Source organism: Bradyrhizobium sp. 4, assembly GCF_023100905.1.
In the GTDB taxonomy this organism is placed as follows: domain Bacteria; phylum Pseudomonadota; class Alphaproteobacteria; order Rhizobiales; family Xanthobacteraceae; genus Bradyrhizobium.
Window position 1 is genome coordinate 7,112,191 of record NZ_CP064686.1, and the last position, 22,123, is coordinate 7,134,313.

The window sequence follows — 22,123 nt, forward strand, 5'->3', positions numbered from 1 at the left end:
GTTTCCGGTGTGAACGAACCCTCAAGCCGCTTCCGACGTTGATCGCGCACGCTGCTCGAGCACGCCGATCGTCGAGACCAAATTGTCGCGTCGCGCGCGAAGATTAAGCGCAAGAAGCGGGTATGTCGGCTGAAGCGGGTCAAACACCCCTGCTCTCGCCTCTTCCTCGAGAATGTCGGTGTTGATGAGCCGAACGCGCCACCACAAATCGGCGACCAACGCATCGAGCCGGAGTTCGCCGGCAGCACCAGAACGGGACATGTCTTGCATCACTTGCCTCAACCTGAAACGGCCTCTCTTCCGAGGCCAGACTTTGGTCCTGGCTGAGCAAGCAGAGTGCCAGCAACGGGCGGGCGAGATCTGGCTCCGGAATGGATTGCTGCGCGAGCCGGCTGGTCAAGGCTTGGCGCTAGGGAAGTGTTGCCCGTGGAGAGCGAATGGTGCCCAGGGGCGGAATCGAACCACCGACACTGCGATTTTCAGTCGCATGCTCTACCAACTGAGCTACCTGGGCGTGCTCCAAAGAGGGGCCAAAGCCCATCGAGCGGGCGGTTTATAGTGGGCTGAAGGCTGCCTGTCCACCCGGCTTCGCCAAGTGGCTTCGCCGGGCGCGGCCCGGCTGTGCACAAGGCGGGACGTGGCTCGGAGGCAACGCCGCGTGGCGGTGCATCGACAATTTAAATACTTGATAGAACATGGCTATTCTTCCCCATCTGCCTCGTCATCCCGGCCTGGAATGACATAGGAGCCTTTCAGCCAGCGGTTCAGATCGACGTCGCGGCAGCGCGAGGAGCAGAACGGGCGGGTGGCCTCGGACTGCGGCTTGCCGCAGATCGGGCAGGTTTTGAGGGAGCTTGCGGGCTTTTTCACCGAGTCGTCCATGAGGTGCTCAGCTTACACATGCGAGCCAGTTCAAGAGCCTGCCGCCAAAGGGGTTCCTCCGGCGACGGCGCAAGCATCCTGGCCAGGTCCCGCGGGGGAATTCTACTGTGCATGGGGTTGTTTTCGAGATTTTTGCAGGAGCGGCTTGTCGGCTCAGATGGCGGTGGCGTTGAGCCAGCCGAAACGAATCGGGAAACCTTCGCCGCCAAGCAGCGTGGTGGTCTCGTAGAGCGGCAGGCCGACCACGTTGGTGTAGGACCCTACCATCTTGACCACGAATGAGCCGGCGATGCCCTGCACGGCGTAGCCGCCGGCTTTGCCGCGCCATTCGCCGGAGCCGATATAGGCCTGGATGTCGTCTTCCGAGAGGCGCTTGAAGCGGACGCGGGTCTCGACCAGGCGCTGGCGGAAGGCCTCGCGCGGCGTCACCAGAGTGATGGCGGTGTAGACGCGGTGGTTGCGGCCCGACAGCAGCCGCAGGCACTGCGCGGCCTCGTCGACGAGATTGGCCTTGGGCAGGATGCGGCGGCCGACCGCCACCACCGTGTCGGCGGAGAGGATGAAGGCGCCGCGCAGCTCGTCGTCGAGCTGAACCGATTTGAGCGCCGCATCCGCCTTGGCCCGCGCCAGCCGGTTGGCGCAGGCGCGCGGCAGCTCGCCCCGCTTCGGCGTCTCGTCGACGTCGGCGGGCCGGAGCGCGTCCGGCTCGATGCCGGCCTGGTTGAGCAGCGACAGGCGCCGCGGCGAACCGGAGGCGAGAACGAATTTGGGGCGGCCGAGCATCAGGTGATTTGGGGAATGAAGCAGGGGGTGAATTGCGCGCGGAACCTATCGGACGGGGGCTGATTTCACAACCCGGGAACCCGGACTTTACTGATTCGACGGGTACAGGATGCGTGTGCCCGCAGTCTGTGACGCGGGTGTTACGGGCGCCGAATGCTAGCCGTTCGCCGCGCCCACCTTCGAAAACCGCCGGCGAATGCGCATCAGGAGCTGGTCGCAGACGTCGCGATAGGCAGCCAACTTCTGGTCGCGGCTACCTTCCATGGTGGTGGGATCTTGCGTCGGCCAGTACTCGACGTCGGCGGCGAGCGTGCGGGTCAGCTCCAGCGCCTTGTGGTGCGCCTCCGGCGAGAGCGTGATGATCAGGTCGAAATTGAGCCCCTCCCAGTCCTCCAGCTCCTCGAAGGTCTGCGGCTTGTGGGTGGAGATGTCCTGGCCGAGCTCGGCCATCACGGACACCGCGAACGGATCGAGCTCGCCGCGCCTCGCGCCGGCCGACTTCACGTAGAGGCCCTGCGGAAACATGTGCCGCAGCAGGCTCTCCGCCATCGGCGAGCGCACGCTGTTCATGGCGCAGGCGAACAGCACCGATTGCGGATCGCGTGCGCGTGGCGGACCCGCCATCGCGCTTAACCCTTCCAGTGCAGGACAGTAATGAGCGTGAACAGCCGGCGCGAGGTCTCGAAATCGACCCGCACCTTGCCCTTCAGCCGCTCCTGCAGCGTACGCGATCCCTCGTCATGAATGCCGCGGCGGCCCATGTCGATGGCCTCGATCTTGTCCGGCGTCGCCGTGCGGATCGCCTGGTAGTAGCTGTCGCAGATCATGAAATAATCCTTCACGATCCGCCGGAACGGCGTCAGCGACAACAGATGCGCAACCACGGGCGTGCCGTCCTCGCGGCGGATGTCGAACATCAGCCGGCTGCCGGTGATGCCGATATGCAGCGTGAACGGCCCCTTCCCGTCGGCGCCCTCCGGCGCGAACAGGTTCTGCTCGATCAAATCGTAGATTGCGATCGCGCGCTCATGCTCGATGTCGGGCCCGGAACGGCCGATCGAGTCCTCGTCGAGCGTGACGCCGACGATGCGATTGGTCGAGTCGTCCTGTTCGGGCGGCTGGGTCATGACAAATTGAGGCGCAATCCAATCGAGCGCGAATGGGCATCTAGCCCCTCCGCCTTACCGAGAATCATCGCGGCCGGACCCAGCGCACGCAGCTGATCCGGGCCGCATTTCAGGATCGAGGTGCGCTTGAGGAAATCGTGCACCGAAAGACCCGACGAGAATCGTGCCGAGCGCGCCGTCGGCAGCACGTGATTGGAGCCGCCGACATAGTCGCCGATCGCCTCCGGTGTATGCGGCCCGAGGAACACGGCGCCGGCGTTGCGGATCCTTGCGGCGAGCGCGTCGGGATCTTGCGTCATGATCTCGAGATGCTCGGCGGCAATCGCATCCGCGAGCGGAATGGCGTCGTTGAGGTTCTTCACCATGATGATGGCGCCGAAATCGGCCCACGAGGCGCTGGCAATCGCGGCGCGCGGCAGCGTCTTCAACTGCGCCTCGACGGCCTTTTCGACATCGGCGGCAAGGCGCGCCGAATCGGTGATCAGGATCGACTGCGCGCTGGTGTCGTGCTCGGCCTGGGCCAGCAGATCGGCGGCAATCCAGTCGGCATTGCCGGTGTCATCGGCGATGACAAGCACCTCGGAGGGACCGGCGATCATGTCGATGCCGACCTTGCCGAACACCAGCCGCTTTGCCGCGGCGACATAGGCGTTGCCGGGTCCGACGATCTTGACGACAGGCGCGATCGTCGCGGTGCCATGCGCGAGCGCGGCAATCGCCTGCGCGCCGCCGACGCGATAGATCTCGGTGACGCCGCCAAGCTTTGCTGCCGCCAGCACCAGCGGATTGAGCTTGCCGTCGGGCGAGGGCACCACCATGACGAGACGCGCCACGCCCGCGACCTTTGCCGGCACCGCATTCATCAGCACCGAGGACGGATAGGCCGCGGTGCCGCCGGGCACGTAGAGGCCGGCGGATTCGATCGCGGTGTAACGCCAGCCGAGCTCGACGCCGAGCTGATCGGTGAAGCGCTCGTCCTTCGGCAGTTGGCGGCTGTGATAGGTCTCGATGCGATCGCGCGCGAGCTTGAGCGCATCCAGCGTCGCTGCATCGCAGGCTTTCACCGCGGCCTCGATCTCGGCGGCGGTGACGCGCAGGCCGGATGCATCGAGCGTCAACCGGTCGAACTTTGCCGTGGCCTCGAGCAGGGCGGCATCGCCCCGCTTCGCCACGTCGTCGACGATGGCACGCGCGGCCGCCTCGACGTCGGCCGAGGCCTCGCGCTTGGCGGCGAGGAAGGCCCCGAATCGCTGGTCAAAATCGGCGCTGCTGCGGTCGAGACGAACGGGCATCTTGGCTTCTAACTGGTTTTTGGGGGCGCGGTTTGGCTCACCAGGCCCCTGCTCAATGGCGCGGCGGGGAAGCTGCGTCAACCCTTGGGCCGGGCCGTTCCCCTCCGGCGTCGTCCTGGCAAAAGCGGAATGCGTGGCCTTGGCATGCCACCTCACCCCTCCCCTTCAGCCTCCAACCCCGTCCCCAGCTGATCCGCCCCCAGATCCGTCAGCTCGCATTCAAGGCATTCGACGTCGAGGCGGATGGCGCCGCCTTGGGCAAACAGCAGCAGCGCGCTCCCGCCGGGGGCATCCTGGCCGTGGAATTCGATGCCGACGAGGTCCAGGACAGTGTCCAGCGCGTCGAGGTCGATGTTGCGCGCCTTGCAGGCGAGCACGCGGTCGAAACGGAGGGCCGCCACCAGCCTGCGCGGCTCGGCCTCGCCGTCCAGCGTCTGCTCCCAGTCCAACCGGCTCATGCCGACGACCAGCCGCTTTTCGCTTTGGCGCCAGATGATGTCCGAGGGCTGCACGCGGGCGTCCTGGACGTGGGCCGAGATCACGGAGAGGTCGTCGGCGTCGAGTGCGATCAGTTTGAGCTGGGGAGACATCGACGGCGCTTTCTGCTTCGGGCGGACGGGGCTCAACGCGGGCGGCCGGCGAAATTTCCCTAGAACTAACGGCCCACCGGACTAGAGGCTATTGATATCCTCCATCTCCAGCACCTTTCGCGGATACCCCTCCCGCGCAACCCGGATCATGGCGCGGCCGATCTGCTCGGTCGAGGTGACGAGCCGCGGCGAGAGCCGGCGCAGCACCGACCACAGTGGCCAGGTTGCGGCATACACGGCCTGCACCCACGCGGTCTTGGAGCGAGCACCGTGGAGCGGTTGGATCGCACCGGGCCGGAACATGTAGGCCGCCTTGAACGGAAGCTTGAGCAGATCGTTCTCGGTCTTGCCCTTGATCCGCGCCCACATCCGCGAACCCCGCTCGGTGGAATCGGTGCCGGCGCCCGTGACATAGACGAATGTCATCTGCGGATTGAGCCGGGCCAGCACGGTCGCCGCTGCGAGCGTGAGGTCATAGGTGAGTTGACGGTAGCGCTCCTCGCTCATGCCGATCGAGGAGACGCCGAGGCAGAAGAAGCATCCGTCGAAGCCGGTGAGCTGCGTTTCGATCGCCGAGTAGTCCATGAAATCGCCGTGCGTGATCTCGGTGAGCTTGGCGTTGCGCACGCCGCTCGGGCTGCGGCCGACCACGAGCACGCGGCCGATGCCGGCATCGACCAGGCATTCGCGCAAGACGCCCTGCCCGACCATGCCGGTCGCGCCGAAGATGATGATCTGCATCGGGACCTCCCCGACAGGCCCGCGGCTCATGCGGCGGCCGCGATCTCGTCGAAGGATACACCGGTCAAAGTCGCCGAGACATCCCACAGCATGGCTGCCGAGGCGAAATCCTTTGCCTTCGGCATGATCTTCGCCGGACGCGGTGGCCCTTTCAATTCGTAGAACCCGTTCGGACCGTAATAGCCGCCGGGCTCCGCTGCCGGCGAGGTCGCCGCCAACAAGGTGGGCAGCGCGCCTTCCGCGGCAGACTGGCTGATGAAGGGCTGCAGCCAGCGGCTCACGCGCGACTGGAACGTGTTCGCACCCGGCCCGTTCGAAATCAGATCGGTCCGCGCGTACCCGGGATGTGCGGCAAGGCTCGTCAGACCCCAGCCTGCGGCGAGGCTGCGGCGCTGCAACTCCAGCGAAAACATCAGCATCGCCAGCTTGGACTGGCAATAAGCCCGCCACGGACGATAGGAATGCCTAGCCTGCAGATCGTCGAAATTGATCGAACCGGAGCGGTGCGCAAGGCTCGAGAGGTTGACCACCCGAGCCGCCTTCGCCCGGCGAAGCTGCGGCAACAGCTGCGCCGTCAGCGCGTAATGACCGAGATAGTTGGTGCCGAGCTGCATCTCGAAACCATCCGCCGTCTGCTGCCGCTTCGGCAGCGCCATCACGCCGGCATTGTTGACAAGCAGGTCGAGCCGTTCATTGCCGGCCGCGAAGCGCCTGGCGAAATCGGCAACGGAGGTTAGACTGGCGAGGTCGAGATGCTCGTAGGCGATCAGCGCATTGGGAAAGCGCTCGCAAATGCCATCGATCGCGCGCAGGCCCTTTGCGTCGTTGCGCCCCGTGAGTATGACAATGGCACCGGCGCCCGCCAGCGCCATCGCCGTCTCGTCGCCGAGGCCGCCCGTCGCTCCGGTCACGACGGCAGTCTTGCCGCTGAGGGAGGGGATGTCTGCCGTGGTCCAGTCGGTCATGCCATAGCTCCGTCGGGCTGGGAAAAGGCCCGCGACGGGTCTAAATGTGCACTGGGTGCAACTTTGCAAGTGGTGAAATGATTTGAAGCTTTCGAAGCTCGCCGGGAAATCGGTCAACAAGCGCACCAAGCCATTGCCGGTAGGAGCAAAATCCGCCGCTGGCACCGGCCTGCGCCAGCGCAAGCTGCAGGCGACCCGCGAGCGGTTGACCCGCGGGGCGATGGCACTCTTCCTGGAGCGCGGCTTCGAGGCCACGACCATTGACGATATCGCGGCCGCGGCGGACGTGTCGCGACGCAGCTTCTTCCATTATTTCGCCTCGAAGGAGGACGTCGTCGCGGCCTGGCAGGAAGGCGCTGCCGCCGCGCTGGTCGCGGAGGTCGTGGCGCGGCCGGCGGGCGAAACCATGCTGACCGCGGCGGAGAACGCGATCGCGGCGGCGCTCAAGCGGATCGATCCGGCGGAGGCCGCGGCAATGTCGCGGCTCAAGCGCGACAATCCCGCGCTTCGGGCGCGCGACCAACTCAAATACGAGAAGCTCGAGCGGGCGCTGGCCGAAGGGCTCGCCCACCGCGCCAGAACCAAATCGGACCAGTTGAAGGCACGCCTCGTCGCCATGATCGCCACCGGCGCGATGCGCGTCGGCGGCGAGAGCTGGATCGGCGGAGGAGCGCGGGAGAAGCCGGAAGCTTTCGTCAAGCGCACCTTCGACGCGATCAGGGCGATATTGGAATGAGGCCGCTCACTCCCTGAAGAACGCCAGCAGGTCCGCGTTGATGGTCTCGGCGTGCGTTGTCGGCATGCCGTGCGGGAAACCCTTGTAGGTCTTCAGCGTGCCGTTCTTCAAAAGCTTGGCCGACAGCGGTGCGGAGTCGGCGTAAGGCACGATCTGGTCGTCGTCGCCGTGCATCACCAGCACAGGCACATTGATCTTCTGCAGATCCTCGGTGAAGTCGGTTTGCGAAAACGCGACGATGCCGTCGTAATGGGCTTTCGCGCCGCCCATCATGCCCTGGCGCCACCAGTTCTGGATCACCGCTTCCGAGGGCTTTGCGCCGGGACGGTTGTAGCCATAGAAGGGGCCGGCCGCGATGTCGCGGTAGAAGCTGGCGCGGCCGGCAGCGAGCTGTACCTGGAAATCGTCGAACACGCTCTTCGGCAGGCCGCCGGGATTCGCGTCCGTCTTCAGCATCAGCGGCGGCACCGCGGACAGGATCGCGGCCTTCGCCACCCGGCTCTCGCCATGGCGCGCGATGTAATGCACGACTTCGCCGCCGCCGGTGGAGTGGCCGACATGGATCGCATTCTTCAGGTCGAGATGGGCGGTCACGGCCGCGAGATCATCGGCATAATGATCCATGTCGTGGCCGTCGGCGACCTGCGACGAACGACCATGGCCGCGACGGTCATGGGCGATGACGCGATAGCCGCGCGTCACGAAGAACATCATCTGCGCGTCCCAGTCGTCGGCCGACAGCGGCCAGCCATGGCTGAACACGATCGGCTGGCCCGAGCCCCAGTCCTTGTAGAAGATCTCGACGCCGTCCTTGGTGGTGATGGTGGGCATTACTAGGCTCCTTTGAATGATCAGGCGAACGCCATCGGCTTGAAGCGGCGCCAGGCACCGATGGTGAGCACCACGAAGAACACCAGCACGAGGCCCTGCACCACGGCGAACACCGGGCCTCCGGGCGGCGCCGGGGCCACGGCGGGCGCGAGCGCGGCAAGCGCCGGCACCTTCAGGAACGACTGGATCACCAGCACGAAGACGTTGAAATACAGCGAGATCATCGCCGTCACGATGTAGACCGGACGCCAGACGCCAGCGAGCTTCATGCCGTAGAGCGCGATGCAGGCGATCGCGAGCAGGACCAGCGAGATGATGCCGATGATATGCGACGGCAGCAGCTCCTTGAACGGAAACAGGAAGCCGGTGGCGCTGGTGAGGATCGTGAACGCTAAGAAAATCGCGGTGAGGCCCGGCATCGGCTTCGAGCCGAGCAGGCCGAACATCACGACGAGGCCGGCGGCAATGCCGATCAGGCTGATGACGACATGGACCAGCGTGAAGGCGGGCAAGCTCAACCCAAGAACCATGACATCTCTCCTATTCTCTGCATCAAGTTCGGGAGATTGATATTACGGCCCTCATCAGATTGCCACACGCGCTGGCGTCACACATGCGTGCGCAGCCATGCGTCATCGTGCGAATCGAAAACGCATGGCTGAATTATTTGCATCGCTGTCATAAACGACGGCAGGCTTTCAACGAAAGTTGAATCGAATAGGCGGGGGCGCTCGCGAGGTGCGAGCGCCCCTGCACACGTCTCACACTTCCTTGGTGTCGAAGATCAGCAGGTCGGCGCCGCCGCTGGCGAATTTCGGCACGTCAGCGCCGGTCGCCTTGCCTTCCGGGCTGCCGAATGCCGCCTGGATGTCGGCCGCGCTGTCGAAGGTGAGAATGGCGACCAGATGGATTCCGGACGGTCCGGCGGGGGAGCCGACCGGCCCCTTGCTGATGGCGTACTTCTTCAGGCCGGGAAGTTTCTTGGCAAGCGGAATGTGGGTCTCGGCATAATACTTGTCGAAGGCCGCAGCATCTGTGGGCGTTTTATACAGCACGACGATTTCAGCCATTTAGTTCCTCCCATTTGAGTCTTTGTTCTTCCACGGGCGTTTGGCCTCGCGACGAGGGGATAGTCCGTGGGACACGTCGGGATGGCAAGTCACATTCGCCTTGCCATCTGCGTGTCTTCTACTTGACTAAAGCGCCGGCTTTGCGGCGTCGCCGAGATAGCCGTGCAGGGAGGCCACGACCTGCGCGCCCTCGCCGATGGCACCGCCGACGCGCTTGACCGAGCCGGAGCGGACGTCGCCGACCGCGTAGACGCCGGGCACCGACGTCTCCAGCGGTGCAACCAGCCGGCCCTGGTTCTGCTCGGACTGCGCGCCGGTGACGACGAAGCCGCCGCGATCGAGCGTCACGCCGCAGCCGTCGAGCCAATTGGTGGCGGGATCGGCGCCGACGAACAGGAAGAGATTGCGGATGTCGGCGAAGTCCTCGTCGGCCGACAGCCGGCTTTTCCAGCGGATACGCCGCAGCAGCGAGGCCTCGTCGCCTTCGAGCGCCGTGATCTCGGTGTTGAACATCAGTTCGATGTTCGGCGTGGCTTCGATGCGCTCGATGAGATAGCGCGACATGCTGGCGCCGAGACCGCCGCCGCGGATGATCATCAGCACTTTCTTGGCGTGCCCCGAGAGGAACACGGCGGCCTGCCCCGCCGAGTTGCCGGCACCGACCAGCGCCACCTCCTCGCCGGCGCACAGCTTCGCCTCGACCGGCGAGGCCCAATACCAGACGCCGCGGCCTTCGAATTTATCGAGGTTCTCGATCTCGGGCCGGCGATAGCGCGCGCCGCTGGCGACCACCACCGCGCGCGAATGCAGGGGGTCGCAGCCGTCAAGCGCCACCGAAAACGCGCCATCCTTGCGCGTGCAGTCGAGCGACTTCACCGTCACCGGGATCATGATCTCCGCGCCGAATTTTTGTGCCTGGTTGAAGGCGCGCGCGGTCAGGGCCTGGCCGGAAATTCCGGTCGGAAAGCCGAGATAGTTTTCGATGCGCGCGCTGGCGCCGGCCTGGCCGCCGAAGGCGCGGGTGTCGAGCACGGCCACCGAGAGACCTTCGGACGCGGCATAGACGGCCGTAGCGAGTCCAGCCGGCCCGGAGCCGACGATCGCGACGTCGTAGATGCGGTCGTTGCGCGGGCCGCCGATCATGCCGATCGCGCGCGCAAGCTCGGTTTCGCCGGGATTGCGCAGCACCGCACCGTCGGGAGTGACGACCAGCGGCCAGTCGTCCGGCTTGGGCGAATAACGCGCGATGACGTCGGCGGCGTCGCGATCACGCGCGGGATCGAGCAGATGATGCGGCTGGCCGTTGCGGGTGAGGAAGCCCTGCAACCGCACCACGCCTGCCGAATGCGAGGGACCGATCAGCACGACGCCGCCGACGCCGCCCTGGAGCAGATTGACCCGGCGCAGGATCAGCGCGCGCATGATGCGCTCGCCGAGCTCGGCCTCCGCGACCAGCAGCGCGCGCAGCCGCTCCGGCGGCAACAGGAGCGTCTCGACATCGCCTTCGGCGCGACCGTCGACCAGCGCCGGTCGTCCGGAGAGCTGGCTCAGCTCGGCCAAAAATTGCCCCGGCCCCTGGTCGATCAACGGGGTCACATGGCCAAGGCCGTCGCGCTGGGTGATGGCGACGTGGCCCTTCAGCACGACGAACATGCCGGGCCCCGGCTTGCCGGTCTCGAACAGGAATTCCCCATCGGCATAGTTGCGGACCTCGCCGAAATGCCTGACACGCTCGATCTCGGCTGGTGTCAGCGCCGGAAAGGTCTGTTCAGGGCGGGTGAACCGCGACATCTGCGCGTCACTCTCGGGTCGTTGCGATTCGTCCTGCCCCATTGCCACGTCCATGCACTCCAAAGAAATTCCAGCCGTCGGATTCTAGCCGCCGGTCTTGTCGGCGGTCCCCTCATCTAGGGAACCATCTTCATTCTGCGAGGGATCGGCACTTGTGGCGCGTTCGCGCGCCTGCACCTTCCGCCGCTTCAGGTTTTCGCGCAGCGCCGATTTCAGCCGGTCGTCGCGGGACGCCCTCGCCTGCCGCGAGTCCTGTCTCGAATCCTGTCGCTCGCTCTTGTCGTTCTCGTCAGCCATCGGGGTCCATTACAGCGATCGGCGATAACATGCCCGAGGAATAAGGCAGCTCAAGAGGCCCGCGCGATCTGATCGTGCGAAAATCGAAATGGATCGAACCCGGCGCGTCGGGCAACTGGCCAGTTGGGTGGGGATATCGGAACCGAACCCGCGGAAAGTCGGCCATTTCGGGCCAAAACAGGCACTTTGGCCCCGATATCGACCCGATTTTATCGCTTTGGCGGAGCTAGCAAGCTTGCACAGGAGGGGGGCTTGTGGCAGATATCGGCCCGCTTGGTAGGCCCCTCGTGGCGGCCGATTCTTACCCCAGCACATGCTGCCGTAGCTCAGTGGTAGAGCACTCCATTGGTAATGGAGAGGTCGACAGTTCAATCCTGTCTGGCAGCACCATTCCCTGGGTCAAATCACGCACAGATCAGCATTCTCGCGGCTCAAAGCGCCCGAGTTTTGCTTCTCCTTACCCCTCCTCCGTGGAGAGGGCGCAGGGAAGACCGGGTGCCGGCTGGCACCCGCGGTCCGCTGCGCGAAGGTGTAGCGCAAAGAGACCGCACAGCAGCATACAGGTGACGCCGAACACTCGGCCTTCCCTGCGCAGCGGGTTGACGGCTTATGCCGCGCTCTCCCCGGCGACGAGTTCCTTTTTGTCACCGTCGACTTGCGAATTGACGATGGACAAAGACCCGGTTGAGTCTCGATCCATCTCCGCAAGGCTTGACCGTAGCAACGACGGCTAGGACCACACGATTTTGCCGTACGCAGCGATCCGGCTTTGCCAAGAGGCTTCGCCGGACACAGGCGCCGTTCGTCCGCGCGCTAGACAAGACCTCACGAGGTTCATCTCGCCCTGGTCCCGTCTTCGTGCCCGACGCTGCCGCGTCCACCACCCCCCGATCCACGTTCGTTACGACGGACGACCGCCCCTCTCCCTGGATCGGGATGGCGGATTGATACTGCGATTCCGAATTTCGGTAAAGTGGAATATTTTTATGGAGGAGGGTTGACGGGGTTTTATGGGAAGCGGGTGTGTTGCCCGACGGGTCGCCCTTGGCTGCGCGTACTCCTTTCGCCATTATCGGTGGATTCAAGACGCAATCCTGGGACAGGAATTTCTCAGCGCACTGCGAGCAACAAAAATTCGACAATCTGGAATAGTCGAAATGGCGTGGGAAAAGATCGTCAAGCGAATTGGGGTGGGTTGTTGCCCAGAATGTCAAAGCCCTGGCTTTGACTATCAAGGAGGCGCAAATCCTCACGACGACGAAAGAGCCGCGGTTCTATGTCCGAACTGTGGATGGAAAGGGATGCTTGGCCAAATGCGAATCATCCCGGAGCCGGGCACAAAATGGGGCATCGCAAAAAATGAGTGACGTGAAACGGACGTCATTGATCGCCCTGCTCGCGCGATTGGTGGGCTTCACGCTTGGCGGAGCCGTTCTCGGATTCGCGGCTATGCTGATCGGGACCTCGTTTCTAGGTGGCGTACAGGGAGGCATTTCACAGCGATTGGACGCTCGTTGTGCTCCTTGGAATCCTCGTTGGGTGGAGTTGCAGGGGCCAAAGGCGCCACCCGCCTCGTCAAGTCCTGGCGCAGCTAAGGAATTGTTCGGTGGCCAAGCATGCTTGATCGCAAACTCGTAGGATGGGTAGAGCGAAGCGAAACCCATCGAAGTATCGTGCGGTGGCGAAACATGATGGATTTCGCAAGTGCTCTACCCATCCTACGCACTGTCCTCACCCAATTTCTGTCCGGTGAAGCGATCGTCGGAACGGCGAAGCCGCCGGCAGAGTTCGCGATTGATGTTCTGCAGGACGATCACATAGGCGTGGATGTCCGCCTTGTAGCAGGCGTAGAGCTTCTGGGCGGTCAGCTCGTAGAGCACGGTCGGACTCTCCGCGATCACCGTGGCAGAACGATTCTGCATTTCGATCAGCGTCATTTCACCGAAGAAATCGCCGGGCTCCAGAACTGAAATCGGAATGACGTTGCCCGCATTCGCCCGCTTGCTCACCGCCAGCCGACCGAATTTGACGATGAACAGCGAGCGTCCGGGCTCGCCCTCCGTCACGACGGTTGCTCCGGTATCAAATCGGCACTCGACCAGCATCGACATCAGGAGGTCGAGACTTTGATCCGGAATACCGCCGAAGAACGGTGTGGCGAGCAGGAATGCCTTCACGTCGGGGACACTGACGGCCATCTCGTGAGGATAATCTTCATGGCCATCTGCGGCAAGCAGAGCAGATCGGCGCTGACGACGCCGAACGTATTGGAACAAGGCGGTCAGCGAAATTTCGTAGGATGGGTAGAGCACTTGCGAAACCCATCATGCTTCCGCCTAGACCAAGTGCGATGGGTTTCGCTTCGCTCTACCCATCCTACGCACTCTCGCCGCGGAGCGTTCGCCTTCTCCAGAGGTCAACCAGCACCTTGACGGTCGCCGCAAGCACAGCTGCGCACAGCGCCGCCTTCGAGATCGTCTCCATCGTTCCCTCGATCAGCAGGCAATGGGCCACGATGCCTGCGACGATGACGACCGCGAGCGGAAGATGGACGATGCGCCAGGTGCGCAGCCGCAATCCCAAGCGCCGCCGGAGCAGCGCCAGAAGCGCGACGGTGAAGATGGCCCACATGGCGGTCACGCCGAAGGGGGAGAACGGCGTCGGTGACGTATAGGTCAGGGCGTCGATCATGTCGGGCGGGCTGGTGATCCAGAGGCCGGCGACGTGGACCATGACGGCCAGAACCAGCGTGCCACCGATCCACTGATGGGCGCGCCGGCCACGATAGGCCGACAGTCCCGGCAGGTATCCGCCGATCAGCAGAGGCTGAACGAGCACAAGACCGAGCGCGATGATCCCCGCGAAGCCGGCAAGGATATAGACCGGGCCGCGCCATGCGAGCTGTACGCTTCCCGCAGCGAGCGCGATCGGCACGCAAATGGCCAAGGCAAGGGCGAGCCAGATCAGGGGCGCCCGGGCCGATCTTCGCCCCTTCATCTCCAATGCGATCAGGCCGACTGCAGGACGAAGTGCGCCTCGAGGCTGGTTTCCTTTGCGCTCCGCATGATCGGCCGCAGAAAGACCGTCTTGAACTCACCGCTGTCATAGGCGAGGTGGCCATGCGGCTGGCCGAAGATGGGAATGATCTGCGGCATCTCGAGCCGGAACTTGCCGTCCTTGTCAGTCAGCGTGGCGCCATGGCTCTGCGGCTCGTGCTCCTGCCCTTCCGTGGTGTGTGCCCAGATCTGGATGCGCTGGCCCGCGAGCGGCGCCCCGTCGCCGGCGTGGCGCACGGTGCCGCTCATCCAGAAACCACCCTTGCCGATCCGCTCCACGATCGCCGCGCCCTTCCGGTAGTTGTTCGCGCCGCCCGACATTGTCTCGGTCGGCGCGAGGCCGGCCGCGCGGGCAGGCAACAGCAGGCCGGGAACACCGGTTACCAAAAGCTCGGTTGCGAGGATCGAGCCGCCCGCGGCGAGGAGGCTCCGGCGATTGAGTACGACCGTGGTCATGTCGGTTCCTCCTGGCGAGCGTCCAATGGCTCAGCGAGTGTACAACAACAGGGGCCAGACGCCCAGTTGGGCCGGGGGGCGCAACGGGCCGCAATGACGGTGTTGTGAACGGGGGTGCAGACCGCTCGCACCTGCATCAGTGATCGTCGTCTTCCTTGACCAACGTCAACAAGCGAAGGGTCAGAAACGTGAACACGGCGACCGTCACCGCGACATCAAAAGCGCCGAGCCCGACGGAAACGCCGATGGCGCCGGTGGCCCAGAGGCTCGCGGCCGTCGCGGTGCCCTGCACCGAATTCCCCTGCTTGAGAATCGCGCCACCGCCGATGAAGCCGATGCCGGTGATGAGGCCCTCGATCACTTTTGCCATCCCATCAGGCGAATGCACGAGCAGGCTTTCGCTGGCCTGCACGAAGCCGCAGCTTGCCATTGCGACCAGCGGAAAGGTGCGCAAGCCCGCGCTTCGCGCCCGCTTCTCACGGTCCCAGCCAATGGGAACGGCGAGCGCGAAGGCCGCAGCCAGCGCGACGACATGAACGCCCATGTTGAATCTGTCCAAAGAAAGCCCCCGAAATGAAAATCGTAGCCATTGATCAAACCGGCCGGCAACGCCGCAATGCGGCCCGCGGTTTCCATGCAGGCGAATTTGCCGCATGCCTCAGCGCAGCGATGGCTTCGCCTCCACGCAATGGAGCCGCCGGCGCAGCACCATGATCGTTTCGGCTGGTATTCCCCGGGGCCGGCTCCTACATGTCGAGTCCACGTTTCCATGGCATGCTCCATCCGGACCCGCCCATGATCGCCTTCTCCGTGCTCGACCTCGCCCCCATCCGACAGGGCGGCGACGCATCACAAGCGTTCCATAACTCGCTCGATCTCGCGCAGCATTCGGAAGCCTGGGGCTACAAGCGCTTTTGGCTGGCCGAGCATCACAACATGACGGGCATCGCGAGTGCGGCGACGTCGGTGGTGATCGGGCATGTCGCGGGCGGCACCAAGACGATCCGGGTCGGCTCCGGGGGGATCATGCTGCCGAACCATTCGCCGCTCGTCATCGCCGAGCAGTTCGGCACGCTGGCCTCGCTCTATCCCGGACGGATCGATCTCGGGCTCGGCCGGGCGCCCGGCACCGACCAGTTCACCGCGCGGGCGCTGCGGCGCGATCTCGCCACCAGCTCCGAGAATTTTCCGCAGGACGTGCTGGAGCTGCAGGCGTTGCTCGGCGACGTGCAGCCGAACCAGGCCATCCGGGCCGTGCCGGGCATGGGGACGAAGGTGCCGCTGTGGATCCTGGGCTCCAGCACTTTTGGCGCGCAGCTCGCAGGCATGCTCGGGCTGCCGTTCGCGTTCGCTTCACACTTCGCGCCGCAGATGATGATGCCGGCGCTGCGGGAGTATCGCGCGCGGTTCGAGCCCTCGGCACAGCTCGACAAGCCCTACGCGATGGTCGGCGTCAACGTGTTCGCCGCCGACAGCGACGCGGACGCGCAACGCATGTTCTCCTCGCTGCAGCAGCAGTTCATCAATCTGCGCCGCGGCACGCCCGGCCCGCTGCCGCCGCCGGTCGACGACATGGACGCGCTGTGGTCGCCGGCCGAAAAGGCGATGGTCGGCCAGTCGCTGTCGTGCTCGGCGGTCGGCTCGCCTGAAACGGTCGAACAGAAGCTGAAGGCGCTGATCGCTGAGACAAGCGCTGACGAATTGATGACCACGGGGCAGATCTACGACCACGCCGCGAGGCTGCGCTCGTTCGAGATTGCAGCCGGGGTAAGGGATCGGCTGGCGGGGTGAGGCCAGAGTCTGGCGCGGTCGACTTGCGATGGCGCGTCCGTCAGAGCGCAGCGAAGCAATCCAGAGTGCTTCTGCGGAAGCAAGTCTGGATTGCTTCGTCGCTCCGCTCCTCGCAATGACGGGTCGCCCTAATCCGGAAAGCCGAACAGCCTTGCCGGATTGTGCACCAATATCTTTTCCAGCTCCGCCTGGTCGGGCGCGTAGCGATACATCAGCTCGAGCAGATCGGCGTCGTTGGGCGGCTGCTTCACCGAGACCGGATGCGGCCAGTCGCTGGCCCAGACGCAGTGGTCGAGGGCCGCCTCGATATAGGCGCGCGCGATCGGGATGACGTCGTCGTAGGGCGGCCCAAGCTTCGAGGTCTTCTCGCCGAGCGACAGCATCACCCAGAAATTGCCCTTGGCGAGCAGCTCCAGCATCTTGCGCAGGTTCGGATCGTTTCTGCCGGCTTCCGGATCGGGCCGTGCCATGTGGTCGATCAGCACGGGCACGTCGAGATTCTCGTATTTGGCGACGCTGGAGACGATGCCGTCCTTCTCGGGCTGGATCTTGACGTACCAGCCGAGCTCGCGGATGCGCGCGATCGCGCGGGCGAAATCGGCATCCGACAGCACGGCGCCGAGCTCCTGGCGGAAGCTGAAGCGCGCGCCGCGGACCCCAGCATCATGCAGCTTGGCGAGATATGCGTCGTTCGCCTCCGCGAACACCAGCGCGTTGGCGCAGCCGCGATAGTTCGGGCCCATCGCGGCGAGACCGTCGAGCACGACGGCATGGTCGGCGCCATAGGTGGTGGTCTGCACGATGACGCCGCGCTCGATGCCGAGCGTCTTGTGCACGCGCAGCGCCGCTTCCCAAGTCGCGGTCGGCATCCGATAGGCCGCACCGGGTCGTTCCGGATATTTGTCGATGGGGCCGAGCACGTGAAACTGGCTGTCGACGGTTTTGGGCGGCGGCGCCTTGACCGGGCGGCGCGGGTTCGGGTCGAACGGCAGATAGGTCGGCATACGCGAAACTCCCTCAGTCGATTACGGCGGTGAAGTCACACTGCACCAGCGCGCCGCCATCCATGTTGTCCATCGGCAGCGCGTGGCGCGCCGGGCGCGAATGCTCGTCCGGAAACATCTTCAGCCACTCGACATTCACGGGCGCGCGCTGCGTGCGATCCTTCAGCCACACCGTCATCTTGATGATGTCGTCCGTGGTGCCGCCGGCAGCCTCGACCGTCGCCTTCATATGCGCGAACATGTTGGCGCATTGCGCCTCCAGGCTCTCGGGCATCGCGCCAGCCGCATCGCGGCCGAGGATGACGCCCGACATCACGAGATTGCCGATGCGGCAGGCGTTCGGAATCGGGTTGGCGTGCTTGAAGCCGCCGATATGGATGCTCTTGCGCCGCGTGTGACCGGTCATGATGCGCTCCCTCTTGCTTATTGGTTCAGACGAACTGGCACGACACCGAGCCGAACGCGCCATAGTCGGCATGGAACGTGTCGCCGCGGCGGATGTCGACCGGCCGCGTGAACGATCCCGCCAGCACCACCTCGCCGGCGGCGAGATGTTCGTCATGCGGCGCGAGGCGGTTGGCGAGCCAGGCAATGCCATTGGCGGGATGATTGAGCACGCCGGCGGCAAGGCCGGTTTCCTCGACCTCGCCGTTGCGGAACAGCAGCGCGCCGATCCAGCGCATGTCCGCATCCATCGGACGGAACGGCCGGCCGCCAAGCACCAGCGCGGCGTTCGCCGCGTTGTCCGAGATCGTGTCCATGACTTTTCGCGCCTTGCCGGTCTGGGGATCGACGCGGTTCATACGCGTCTCCAGGATCTCCAGTGCGGGCGTGACGTAGTCGGTGGCGTTGAGCACGTCGAAGATGGTGCAATCGGGCCCACGCAGCGGCGCCTTCAGCACGAAGGCGAGCTCGACCTCGATGCGCGGCGCGTGAAAGCGGTCGAACGGAATGGGCGTGGCATCGGCATAGAACATGTCGGCGAACAGCACGCCGTAGTCCGGCTCCGAAATGCCGACCGCGTTCTGCATCGCCTTCGAGGTCAGGCCGATCTTGTGGCCCTTGATGACCCGGCCGCGTCCGAGCTGGAGTTTTGTCCAGGCGCGCTGAACGGCATAGGCATCCTCGATGCTGAAATCGGGATAGTCTTTGGTGAACATCGTGATCAGCGTCTTGGTGCGCTCGGCCTCGTCGAGGCGCGCGGCAAGGCGTTCGATCGTGGCAGTATCCAGCATGGCTTAACTCTCCGCGGCCACGGTATTGCGCAGCACGCCGATGCGACTGGATTCGACCTCGACGACATCACCGACTTTCAGCCAGCGCGGCGGGTCGAAGCGGGCGCCCGCCCCGGTCGGCGTGCCCGTCACGATCATGTCGCCGGGCTTCAGCGTCGCAAAGGTCGAGAGATAGGAGATCAGAAAGTCGAACGGGAACATCAGCCGCTCGGTGGTGTCCTGCTGTCGCACCTCGCCGTTGACGCGCGTGATGATGTCATGAGGGCCGCGCGGGTCGAGCTCGTCCGATGTGACGATCCAGGGACCGATGCTGCCGGAGCGGTCGAAATTCTTGCCCTGCGTGACGTTGAACTTGCCGTGACGCAGCCAGTCGCGGATCGTGCCCTCGTTGCACAAGGTCATGCCGAAGATGTGCGCCCAGGCCTTTTCGCGCGGGATGTGGCGGCCTCCCTGGCCGATCACGATGACAAGCTCGCCTTCGTAATCGAGCTGGTCGGACACATGAGGCTTTTCCAGCGGCTGGCCGGAGCCCGTCATCGAGGACATGCTACGCACGAACAGGCTGGGATATTTGGGCAGGTCGGAGCTGTCTTTATACTCCGCATTGCGCTCGGCGTAGTTGACGCCGATGCACCAGAGCTTTTCCGGCGCCAGCACCGGCGGCAGCAGCACGAGATTGTCGAGCGCGTAGTCCGGCTTTTGTCCGGCGACGGCCTCCTGCGCGTCAGCCAGCGCATTGGCCGCGATCAGCGCCCTCACATCGGAGAAGTCGCGGCCAATCCGCCGGGTCAGATCGACGACACCGCCTTCGATGGCGGCACCATAGCGCGGCTCTCCGTCCAGGAGATAGCTTATGAGTCGCATGGTCGTTCTCCAATGGTCTTGAGGTGCGGCCGGGGCAGCGCGTTCAGTCTTTCGATTTGGGAGTCTGGAACACGCCACGCAGCGTCACGAGCTCGCCGAGTCGGGCGTAACGCGGCCCGCCGATGCGCGCGATCGGATCGAGTGCCGCAGTCTCGACCTTGCCGTCGTTCACGAGGCCGTCGCGCAGGTGGAACATCACGACTTCGCCGACGATGAGGCGGCTGCGGGCATCGCCGAATTCGAGGCACTGCCGGAAGCGGCATTCCATCGCGACGGGTGCAATGCCAAGACGCGGCACCTTGATGCGCTCGCTCGCGATCGTCTCAAGGCCAAGCTCCGCGACCTCGCTGATCTCAGGCGGATGCTCGACCGATGAGTCGTGCACGGCCTGCATCAGCGGGGTGTCGGCGATGTGGATGACGTATTCCTCGGTGTCGAGGATGTTGTGCGCGGTGTCCTTGTAGTCCGCGCCCTTGCGGCCGACGCTGATGGCCAACATCGGCGGTTTCTGCGAAACGAAGGTGAAGGCGCTGAACGGCGCGAGGTTGAGCACGCCCGCGCGCGACAGGCTCGTCACCCAGGCGATCGGACGCGGCACCACGATGCCGGTCATCAGCCGGTAGATGCGCTCGGCGCCGAGCTCGGTGGGGTCGATCCGCATCGATCAATCCGCCTTGATGTTGGCCTTGCGCACGATCGGAATCCATTTGGCGTCCTCGCGCGCGAGATAAGCCTTGAATTCGTCGGGCGTCATCGCGACGGCTTCCCCGCCGAGCTTCTCGAACTTGTCGACCACGGCGGGATCCTTCAGAATCGCGGTCAGCGCCTCGTGCAGCTTGTCGATCACGAACGCCGGCGTGCCTGCCGGCGCGAACAGGCCGGTGAAGGTCTGGCCGTCAAAATCCTTGTAACCAAGCTCGGCGAAGGTCGGCACGTCGGGCAGCGACTTCAGGCGGTGCGGGCTGGTGACGGCCAGCGCCCGGAACAGGCCGGCCTTGATGTGCTGCAGGCTGACCGTGAGCTGGTCGAACGCGAACTGCACCTGCCCGCCCAGGAGATCGTTGACCGCGGGCGCATTGCCACGATAGTGCGCGGTCACCCATTGCAGGTCGAGGCTGGACTGCATCAGCTCGCTGAGCAGATGGTTGGTGGTGCCGGGACCGGGCGAGGCCATCGTCAGCTTGCCCGGCTCGCGCTTGGCGAGGTCGATGAATTCCTTGAAATTCGTCGCCTGCACCGACGGATGCACCTCGAGCACCAGGGGCGTCATCGAGATCGTCGTGATCGGCAGGAAGTCCTTCTTCCAATTGTAGGCGTCGCGCTTGTTGATTTCGGTTGCGAACAGCACCGGACCGTTGGCGCCGACGAACAGCGTGTAGCCATCGGGCGCGGATTTCGCGAAGGCCTCGCCCGCGATCATGCCGCCGGCACCCGCCTTGTTCTCGATGATGAAGGGCTGGCCGAGCTTTTCCTGAAGCTTGTCGGCGATGATGCGCGCGGCGCTGTCGACATTGCCGCCGGCCGGATAGGGCACGATCAGCTTGACGTTGCGCAACGGCCATTGCTGGCCCGACGCCGGTCCCGTCAACATCGCCGCTGCGGCAGCTATGGCAATCCAGATTAATCTCATGTTAACCTCCCGGCGGCGCTTCCAATTTTACGTCGATTTGCCTGACGTCGTACACGGCATCTCGATTCGGAGCGCAATCTCCAGATGCGCGCTTTACCTGTCGAGTGAATTGTGGCGTTCTTGTCCATATTATGGACAAGACGACTTCCGCGAAATCCGCCCGCCGCATGACAGAACCGCGACAGGGCGCGCAGGCGATCCGGCGCGCGCTGGCGGTGCTGCGCATTCTCGCCGCAGGCCGCGAAGACGGCGTGCCACTGGCCGAGGTGGTGCGGGCGACCGGCCTCACCCGCCCGACCGTGCACCGCATCGTCCACGTGCTGATCGAGGAAGGCATCGTCGAACGGCATGACCGGACCGGCCGCTACGCGATCGGCAATCAGGTGCCGGAGCTCGCACTCGCACGGGCCCGGCCGTCGCGGCTGCTGATCGCCGCAAATCCGTCGCTGCAACGCGCCTCGACCGAGATCGGCGACACGCTGTTCCTGACGGTGCGGACCGGCAACGACACGCTGTGCGTCGATCGCAGGATCGGTGTCTATCCGATCCAGGTGCTGTCCATCGAGGTCGGCGCGCGCCGACCGCTCGGCGTCTCCAGCGCGGGCGTCGCCATCCTCGCCGCGATGCCGGCGCAGGACGCGCGAAAAATCGTCGCGGCCAACGAGAAGAGGCTGGAGGCCTACCGCACCGACGCTGCGACGGTGCTGGGCCAGGTCACCGCCGCAAGACGGCTGGGATACGGCATGAGGGAAATTGGTCTCGTGCAGGGCACGAAATCGATCTCGACCTGGATCAAGACGCCCGACGGCCGCCCCGCTGCCGCGATGACCGTCTCCGCCGTTCGGACGAGGCTCGGCCCGCGCCGCGAACAGGAGGTCGCGGAGATCTTGCTGCGGGAAGCGCGCATCATCGAGCAGGCCATTCGCGGCTAGGCGCCGCTGTCAATGGGCTGACGCAGCGCGCCTTTTTGTGGCACAAGAGC

27 protein-coding genes and 2 tRNA genes are annotated in these 22,123 nt (G+C 64.7%); 4 read left to right on the plus strand and 25 right to left on the minus strand.

The genetic code is table 11. The features are described 5' to 3' along the window. Nucleotides 1–21: 21 nt before the first annotated feature. The 10 genes from IVB45_RS34075 to IVB45_RS34120 all read right to left on the minus strand — a co-directional run bounded on the left by IVB45_RS34075 (nt 22) and on the right by IVB45_RS34120 (nt 6,380). On the minus strand, nt 22–270 hold the full coding sequence (locus IVB45_RS34075) for a hypothetical protein (protein ID WP_247285706.1): 249 nt from the start codon (nt 268–270) through the stop codon (nt 22–24). Between the two features lie 168 nt (nt 271–438). Beyond that, nucleotides 439–514 (minus strand) — tRNA-Phe (locus IVB45_RS34080). A 185-nt stretch (nt 515–699) separates the two neighbouring features. Next, nucleotides 700–882 (minus strand): DNA gyrase inhibitor YacG, encoded by a 183-nt coding sequence (gene yacG / locus IVB45_RS34085; protein WP_247285705.1) that lies wholly within the window; start codon nt 880–882, stop codon nt 700–702. Between the two features lie 153 nt (nt 883–1,035). Continuing rightward, complete coding sequence (locus IVB45_RS34090; RefSeq protein ID WP_027565713.1) at nt 1,036–1,665, minus strand: Maf-like protein; 630 nt, start codon at nt 1,663–1,665, stop codon at nt 1,036–1,038. 156 nt (nt 1,666–1,821) lie between these two features. Next, nucleotides 1,822–2,289, minus strand: a complete 468-nt coding sequence (locus tag IVB45_RS34095; RefSeq protein ID WP_247285704.1) for a low molecular weight phosphatase family protein — start codon at nt 2,287–2,289, stop codon at nt 1,822–1,824. A gap of 5 nt (nt 2,290–2,294) precedes the next feature. Next, on the minus strand, nt 2,295–2,792 hold the full coding sequence (locus tag IVB45_RS34100; RefSeq protein WP_018453111.1) for a UPF0262 family protein: 498 nt from the start codon (nt 2,790–2,792) through the stop codon (nt 2,295–2,297). Then, nucleotides 2,789–4,084 (minus strand): histidinol dehydrogenase, encoded by a 1,296-nt coding sequence (hisD, locus tag IVB45_RS34105; RefSeq protein ID WP_247357736.1) that lies wholly within the window; start codon nt 4,082–4,084, stop codon nt 2,789–2,791. Before hisD ends, IVB45_RS34100 begins: the two co-directional genes overlap by 4 nt. 152 nt (nt 4,085–4,236) lie before the next feature. Continuing rightward, on the minus strand, nt 4,237–4,674 hold the full coding sequence (locus IVB45_RS34110) for a DUF2948 family protein (protein ID WP_247357735.1): 438 nt from the start codon (nt 4,672–4,674) through the stop codon (nt 4,237–4,239). An 81-nt stretch (nt 4,675–4,755) separates the two neighbouring features. Continuing rightward, complete coding sequence (locus IVB45_RS34115) at nt 4,756–5,415, minus strand: NAD(P)H-binding protein (RefSeq protein ID WP_247357734.1); 660 nt, start codon at nt 5,413–5,415, stop codon at nt 4,756–4,758. 26 nt (nt 5,416–5,441) lie between these two features. Beyond that, nucleotides 5,442–6,380: an SDR family oxidoreductase gene (locus IVB45_RS34120; RefSeq protein ID WP_247357733.1), complete on the minus strand. Its 939-nt coding sequence runs from the start codon at nt 6,378–6,380 to the stop codon at nt 5,442–5,444. Between the two features lie 82 nt (nt 6,381–6,462). Between IVB45_RS34120 and IVB45_RS34125 the strand changes: the two genes are divergently transcribed. After that, nucleotides 6,463–7,116, plus strand: coding sequence for a TetR/AcrR family transcriptional regulator (locus IVB45_RS34125; RefSeq protein ID WP_247357732.1), 654 nt, complete (start codon nt 6,463–6,465; stop codon nt 7,114–7,116). A gap of 6 nt (nt 7,117–7,122) precedes the next feature. Here the strand turns inward: IVB45_RS34125 and IVB45_RS34130 are convergent, their stop codons facing one another. From IVB45_RS34130 to IVB45_RS34150, 5 genes are all read right to left on the minus strand, one after another. Further along, nucleotides 7,123–7,947, minus strand: a complete 825-nt coding sequence (locus IVB45_RS34130) for an alpha/beta hydrolase (protein WP_247357731.1) — start codon at nt 7,945–7,947, stop codon at nt 7,123–7,125. A gap of 20 nt (nt 7,948–7,967) precedes the next feature. Further along, nucleotides 7,968–8,477, minus strand: coding sequence for a hypothetical protein (locus IVB45_RS34135; RefSeq protein ID WP_247357730.1), 510 nt, complete (start codon nt 8,475–8,477; stop codon nt 7,968–7,970). A 231-nt stretch (nt 8,478–8,708) separates the two neighbouring features. Beyond that, nucleotides 8,709–9,017, minus strand: a complete 309-nt coding sequence (locus IVB45_RS34140) for an EthD family reductase (protein WP_027565721.1) — start codon at nt 9,015–9,017, stop codon at nt 8,709–8,711. Between the two features lie 126 nt (nt 9,018–9,143). Beyond that, nucleotides 9,144–10,850, minus strand: coding sequence for an FAD-dependent oxidoreductase (locus IVB45_RS34145; protein ID WP_247357729.1), 1,707 nt, complete (start codon nt 10,848–10,850; stop codon nt 9,144–9,146). A gap of 42 nt (nt 10,851–10,892) precedes the next feature. Next, a complete protein-coding gene (locus IVB45_RS34150) occupies nt 10,893–11,105 on the minus strand; it encodes a hypothetical protein (RefSeq protein WP_247357728.1) in 213 nt (70 codons plus the stop codon). A gap of 315 nt (nt 11,106–11,420) precedes the next feature. On the opposite strand from IVB45_RS34150, the gene IVB45_RS34155 reads away from it, so the two are divergent. Continuing rightward, a tRNA-Thr gene (locus IVB45_RS34155) sits at nt 11,421–11,495 on the plus strand. 1,328 nt (nt 11,496–12,823) lie between these two features. On the opposite strand, the gene IVB45_RS34160 is transcribed toward IVB45_RS34155, so the two are convergent. From IVB45_RS34160 to IVB45_RS34175, 4 genes are all read right to left on the minus strand, one after another. Next, nucleotides 12,824–13,303 carry a Crp/Fnr family transcriptional regulator gene (locus IVB45_RS34160; protein WP_247357727.1) on the minus strand — a complete coding sequence of 160 codons (480 nt, stop codon included), beginning with the start codon at nt 13,301–13,303 and terminating at the stop codon, nt 12,824–12,826. Nucleotides 13,304–13,481: 178 nt separating this feature from the next. Beyond that, entirely contained in the window at nt 13,482–14,102 is a 621-nt protein-coding gene (locus IVB45_RS34165; protein ID WP_247357726.1) for a ferric reductase-like transmembrane domain-containing protein, read from the minus strand. Nucleotides 14,103–14,113: 11 nt separating this feature from the next. Then, on the minus strand, nt 14,114–14,617 hold the full coding sequence (locus IVB45_RS34170) for a Twin-arginine translocation pathway signal (protein WP_247357725.1): 504 nt from the start codon (nt 14,615–14,617) through the stop codon (nt 14,114–14,116). A 136-nt stretch (nt 14,618–14,753) separates the two neighbouring features. Continuing rightward, nucleotides 14,754–15,176 (minus strand): MgtC/SapB family protein, encoded by a 423-nt coding sequence (locus IVB45_RS34175; RefSeq protein WP_247357724.1) that lies wholly within the window; start codon nt 15,174–15,176, stop codon nt 14,754–14,756. Between the two features lie 236 nt (nt 15,177–15,412). Between IVB45_RS34175 and IVB45_RS34180 the strand changes: the two genes are divergently transcribed. Next, on the plus strand, nt 15,413–16,408 hold the full coding sequence (locus IVB45_RS34180; protein WP_247357723.1) for an LLM class flavin-dependent oxidoreductase: 996 nt from the start codon (nt 15,413–15,415) through the stop codon (nt 16,406–16,408). A 128-nt stretch (nt 16,409–16,536) separates the two neighbouring features. On the opposite strand, the gene IVB45_RS34185 is transcribed toward IVB45_RS34180, so the two are convergent. The 6 genes from IVB45_RS34185 to IVB45_RS34210 are packed head-to-tail and all read right to left on the minus strand — an operon-like array spanning nt 16,537 to nt 21,141. After that, a complete protein-coding gene (locus IVB45_RS34185) occupies nt 16,537–17,412 on the minus strand; it encodes an amidohydrolase family protein (protein ID WP_247357722.1) in 876 nt (291 codons plus the stop codon). A gap of 13 nt (nt 17,413–17,425) precedes the next feature. Further along, nucleotides 17,426–17,818 (minus strand): RidA family protein, encoded by a 393-nt coding sequence (locus IVB45_RS34190; protein WP_247357721.1) that lies wholly within the window; start codon nt 17,816–17,818, stop codon nt 17,426–17,428. A gap of 25 nt (nt 17,819–17,843) precedes the next feature. Then, the gene (hpaH, locus tag IVB45_RS34195; RefSeq protein ID WP_247357720.1) at nt 17,844–18,647 is read right to left on the minus strand and encodes a 2-oxo-hept-4-ene-1,7-dioate hydratase; all 804 of its coding nucleotides are present in this window, start codon (nt 18,645–18,647) and stop codon (nt 17,844–17,846) included. 3 nt (nt 18,648–18,650) lie between these two features. After that, the gene (locus IVB45_RS34200) at nt 18,651–19,511 is read right to left on the minus strand and encodes a fumarylacetoacetate hydrolase family protein (RefSeq protein ID WP_247357719.1); all 861 of its coding nucleotides are present in this window, start codon (nt 19,509–19,511) and stop codon (nt 18,651–18,653) included. A 43-nt stretch (nt 19,512–19,554) separates the two neighbouring features. Further along, nucleotides 19,555–20,172: a flavin reductase family protein gene (locus tag IVB45_RS34205; RefSeq protein WP_247357718.1), complete on the minus strand. Its 618-nt coding sequence runs from the start codon at nt 20,170–20,172 to the stop codon at nt 19,555–19,557. A 3-nt stretch (nt 20,173–20,175) separates the two neighbouring features. Next, entirely contained in the window at nt 20,176–21,141 is a 966-nt protein-coding gene (locus tag IVB45_RS34210) for a tripartite tricarboxylate transporter substrate binding protein (protein ID WP_247357717.1), read from the minus strand. A 131-nt stretch (nt 21,142–21,272) separates the two neighbouring features. Here IVB45_RS34210 and IVB45_RS34215 point away from each other — a divergent pair, with 131 nt between their 5' ends. Further along, entirely contained in the window at nt 21,273–22,073 is an 801-nt protein-coding gene (locus IVB45_RS34215) for an IclR family transcriptional regulator (protein ID WP_247357716.1), read from the plus strand. Nucleotides 22,074–22,123 lie beyond the last annotated feature (50 nt).

Bases quoted from the DNA above. Each gene is read 5' to 3' on its own strand.
- IVB45_RS34075 (WP_247285706.1), bottom strand. From the start codon at position 270: ATGCAAGACATGTCCCGTTCTGGTGCTGCCGGCGAACTCCGGCTCGAT.
- yacG (WP_247285705.1), bottom strand. From the start codon at position 882: ATGGACGACTCGGTGAAAAAGCCCGCAAGCTCCCTCAAAACCTGCCCG.
- IVB45_RS34090 (WP_027565713.1), bottom strand. From the start codon at position 1,665: ATGCTCGGCCGCCCCAAATTCGTTCTCGCCTCCGGTTCGCCGCGGCGC.
- IVB45_RS34095 (WP_247285704.1), bottom strand. From the start codon at position 2,289: ATGGCGGGTCCGCCACGCGCACGCGATCCGCAATCGGTGCTGTTCGCC.
- IVB45_RS34100 (WP_018453111.1), bottom strand. From the start codon at position 2,792: ATGACCCAGCCGCCCGAACAGGACGACTCGACCAATCGCATCGTCGGC.
- hisD (WP_247357736.1), bottom strand. From the start codon at position 4,084: ATGCCCGTTCGTCTCGACCGCAGCAGCGCCGATTTTGACCAGCGATTC.
- IVB45_RS34110 (WP_247357735.1), bottom strand. From the start codon at position 4,674: ATGTCTCCCCAGCTCAAACTGATCGCACTCGACGCCGACGACCTCTCC.
- IVB45_RS34115 (WP_247357734.1), bottom strand. From the start codon at position 5,415: ATGCAGATCATCATCTTCGGCGCGACCGGCATGGTCGGGCAGGGCGTC.
- IVB45_RS34120 (WP_247357733.1), bottom strand. From the start codon at position 6,380: ATGACCGACTGGACCACGGCAGACATCCCCTCCCTCAGCGGCAAGACT.
- IVB45_RS34130 (WP_247357731.1), bottom strand. From the start codon at position 7,947: ATGCCCACCATCACCACCAAGGACGGCGTCGAGATCTTCTACAAGGAC.
- IVB45_RS34135 (WP_247357730.1), bottom strand. From the start codon at position 8,477: ATGGTTCTTGGGTTGAGCTTGCCCGCCTTCACGCTGGTCCATGTCGTC.
- IVB45_RS34140 (WP_027565721.1), bottom strand. From the start codon at position 9,017: ATGGCTGAAATCGTCGTGCTGTATAAAACGCCCACAGATGCTGCGGCC.
- IVB45_RS34145 (WP_247357729.1), bottom strand. From the start codon at position 10,850: ATGGGGCAGGACGAATCGCAACGACCCGAGAGTGACGCGCAGATGTCG.
- IVB45_RS34150 (WP_247357728.1), bottom strand. From the start codon at position 11,105: ATGGCTGACGAGAACGACAAGAGCGAGCGACAGGATTCGAGACAGGAC.
- IVB45_RS34160 (WP_247357727.1), bottom strand. From the start codon at position 13,303: ATGGCCGTCAGTGTCCCCGACGTGAAGGCATTCCTGCTCGCCACACCG.
- IVB45_RS34165 (WP_247357726.1), bottom strand. From the start codon at position 14,102: ATGAAGGGGCGAAGATCGGCCCGGGCGCCCCTGATCTGGCTCGCCCTT.
- IVB45_RS34170 (WP_247357725.1), bottom strand. From the start codon at position 14,617: ATGACCACGGTCGTACTCAATCGCCGGAGCCTCCTCGCCGCGGGCGGC.
- IVB45_RS34180 (WP_247357723.1), top strand. From the start codon at position 15,413: ATGATCGCCTTCTCCGTGCTCGACCTCGCCCCCATCCGACAGGGCGGC.
- IVB45_RS34185 (WP_247357722.1), bottom strand. From the start codon at position 17,412: ATGCCGACCTATCTGCCGTTCGACCCGAACCCGCGCCGCCCGGTCAAG.
- IVB45_RS34190 (WP_247357721.1), bottom strand. From the start codon at position 17,818: ATGACCGGTCACACGCGGCGCAAGAGCATCCATATCGGCGGCTTCAAG.
- hpaH (WP_247357720.1), bottom strand. From the start codon at position 18,647: ATGCTGGATACTGCCACGATCGAACGCCTTGCCGCGCGCCTCGACGAG.
- IVB45_RS34200 (WP_247357719.1), bottom strand. From the start codon at position 19,511: ATGCGACTCATAAGCTATCTCCTGGACGGAGAGCCGCGCTATGGTGCC.
- IVB45_RS34205 (WP_247357718.1), bottom strand. From the start codon at position 20,172: ATGCGGATCGACCCCACCGAGCTCGGCGCCGAGCGCATCTACCGGCTG.
- IVB45_RS34210 (WP_247357717.1), bottom strand. From the start codon at position 21,141: ATGAGATTAATCTGGATTGCCATAGCTGCCGCAGCGGCGATGTTGACG.
- IVB45_RS34215 (WP_247357716.1), top strand. From the start codon at position 21,273: ATGGACAAGACGACTTCCGCGAAATCCGCCCGCCGCATGACAGAACCG.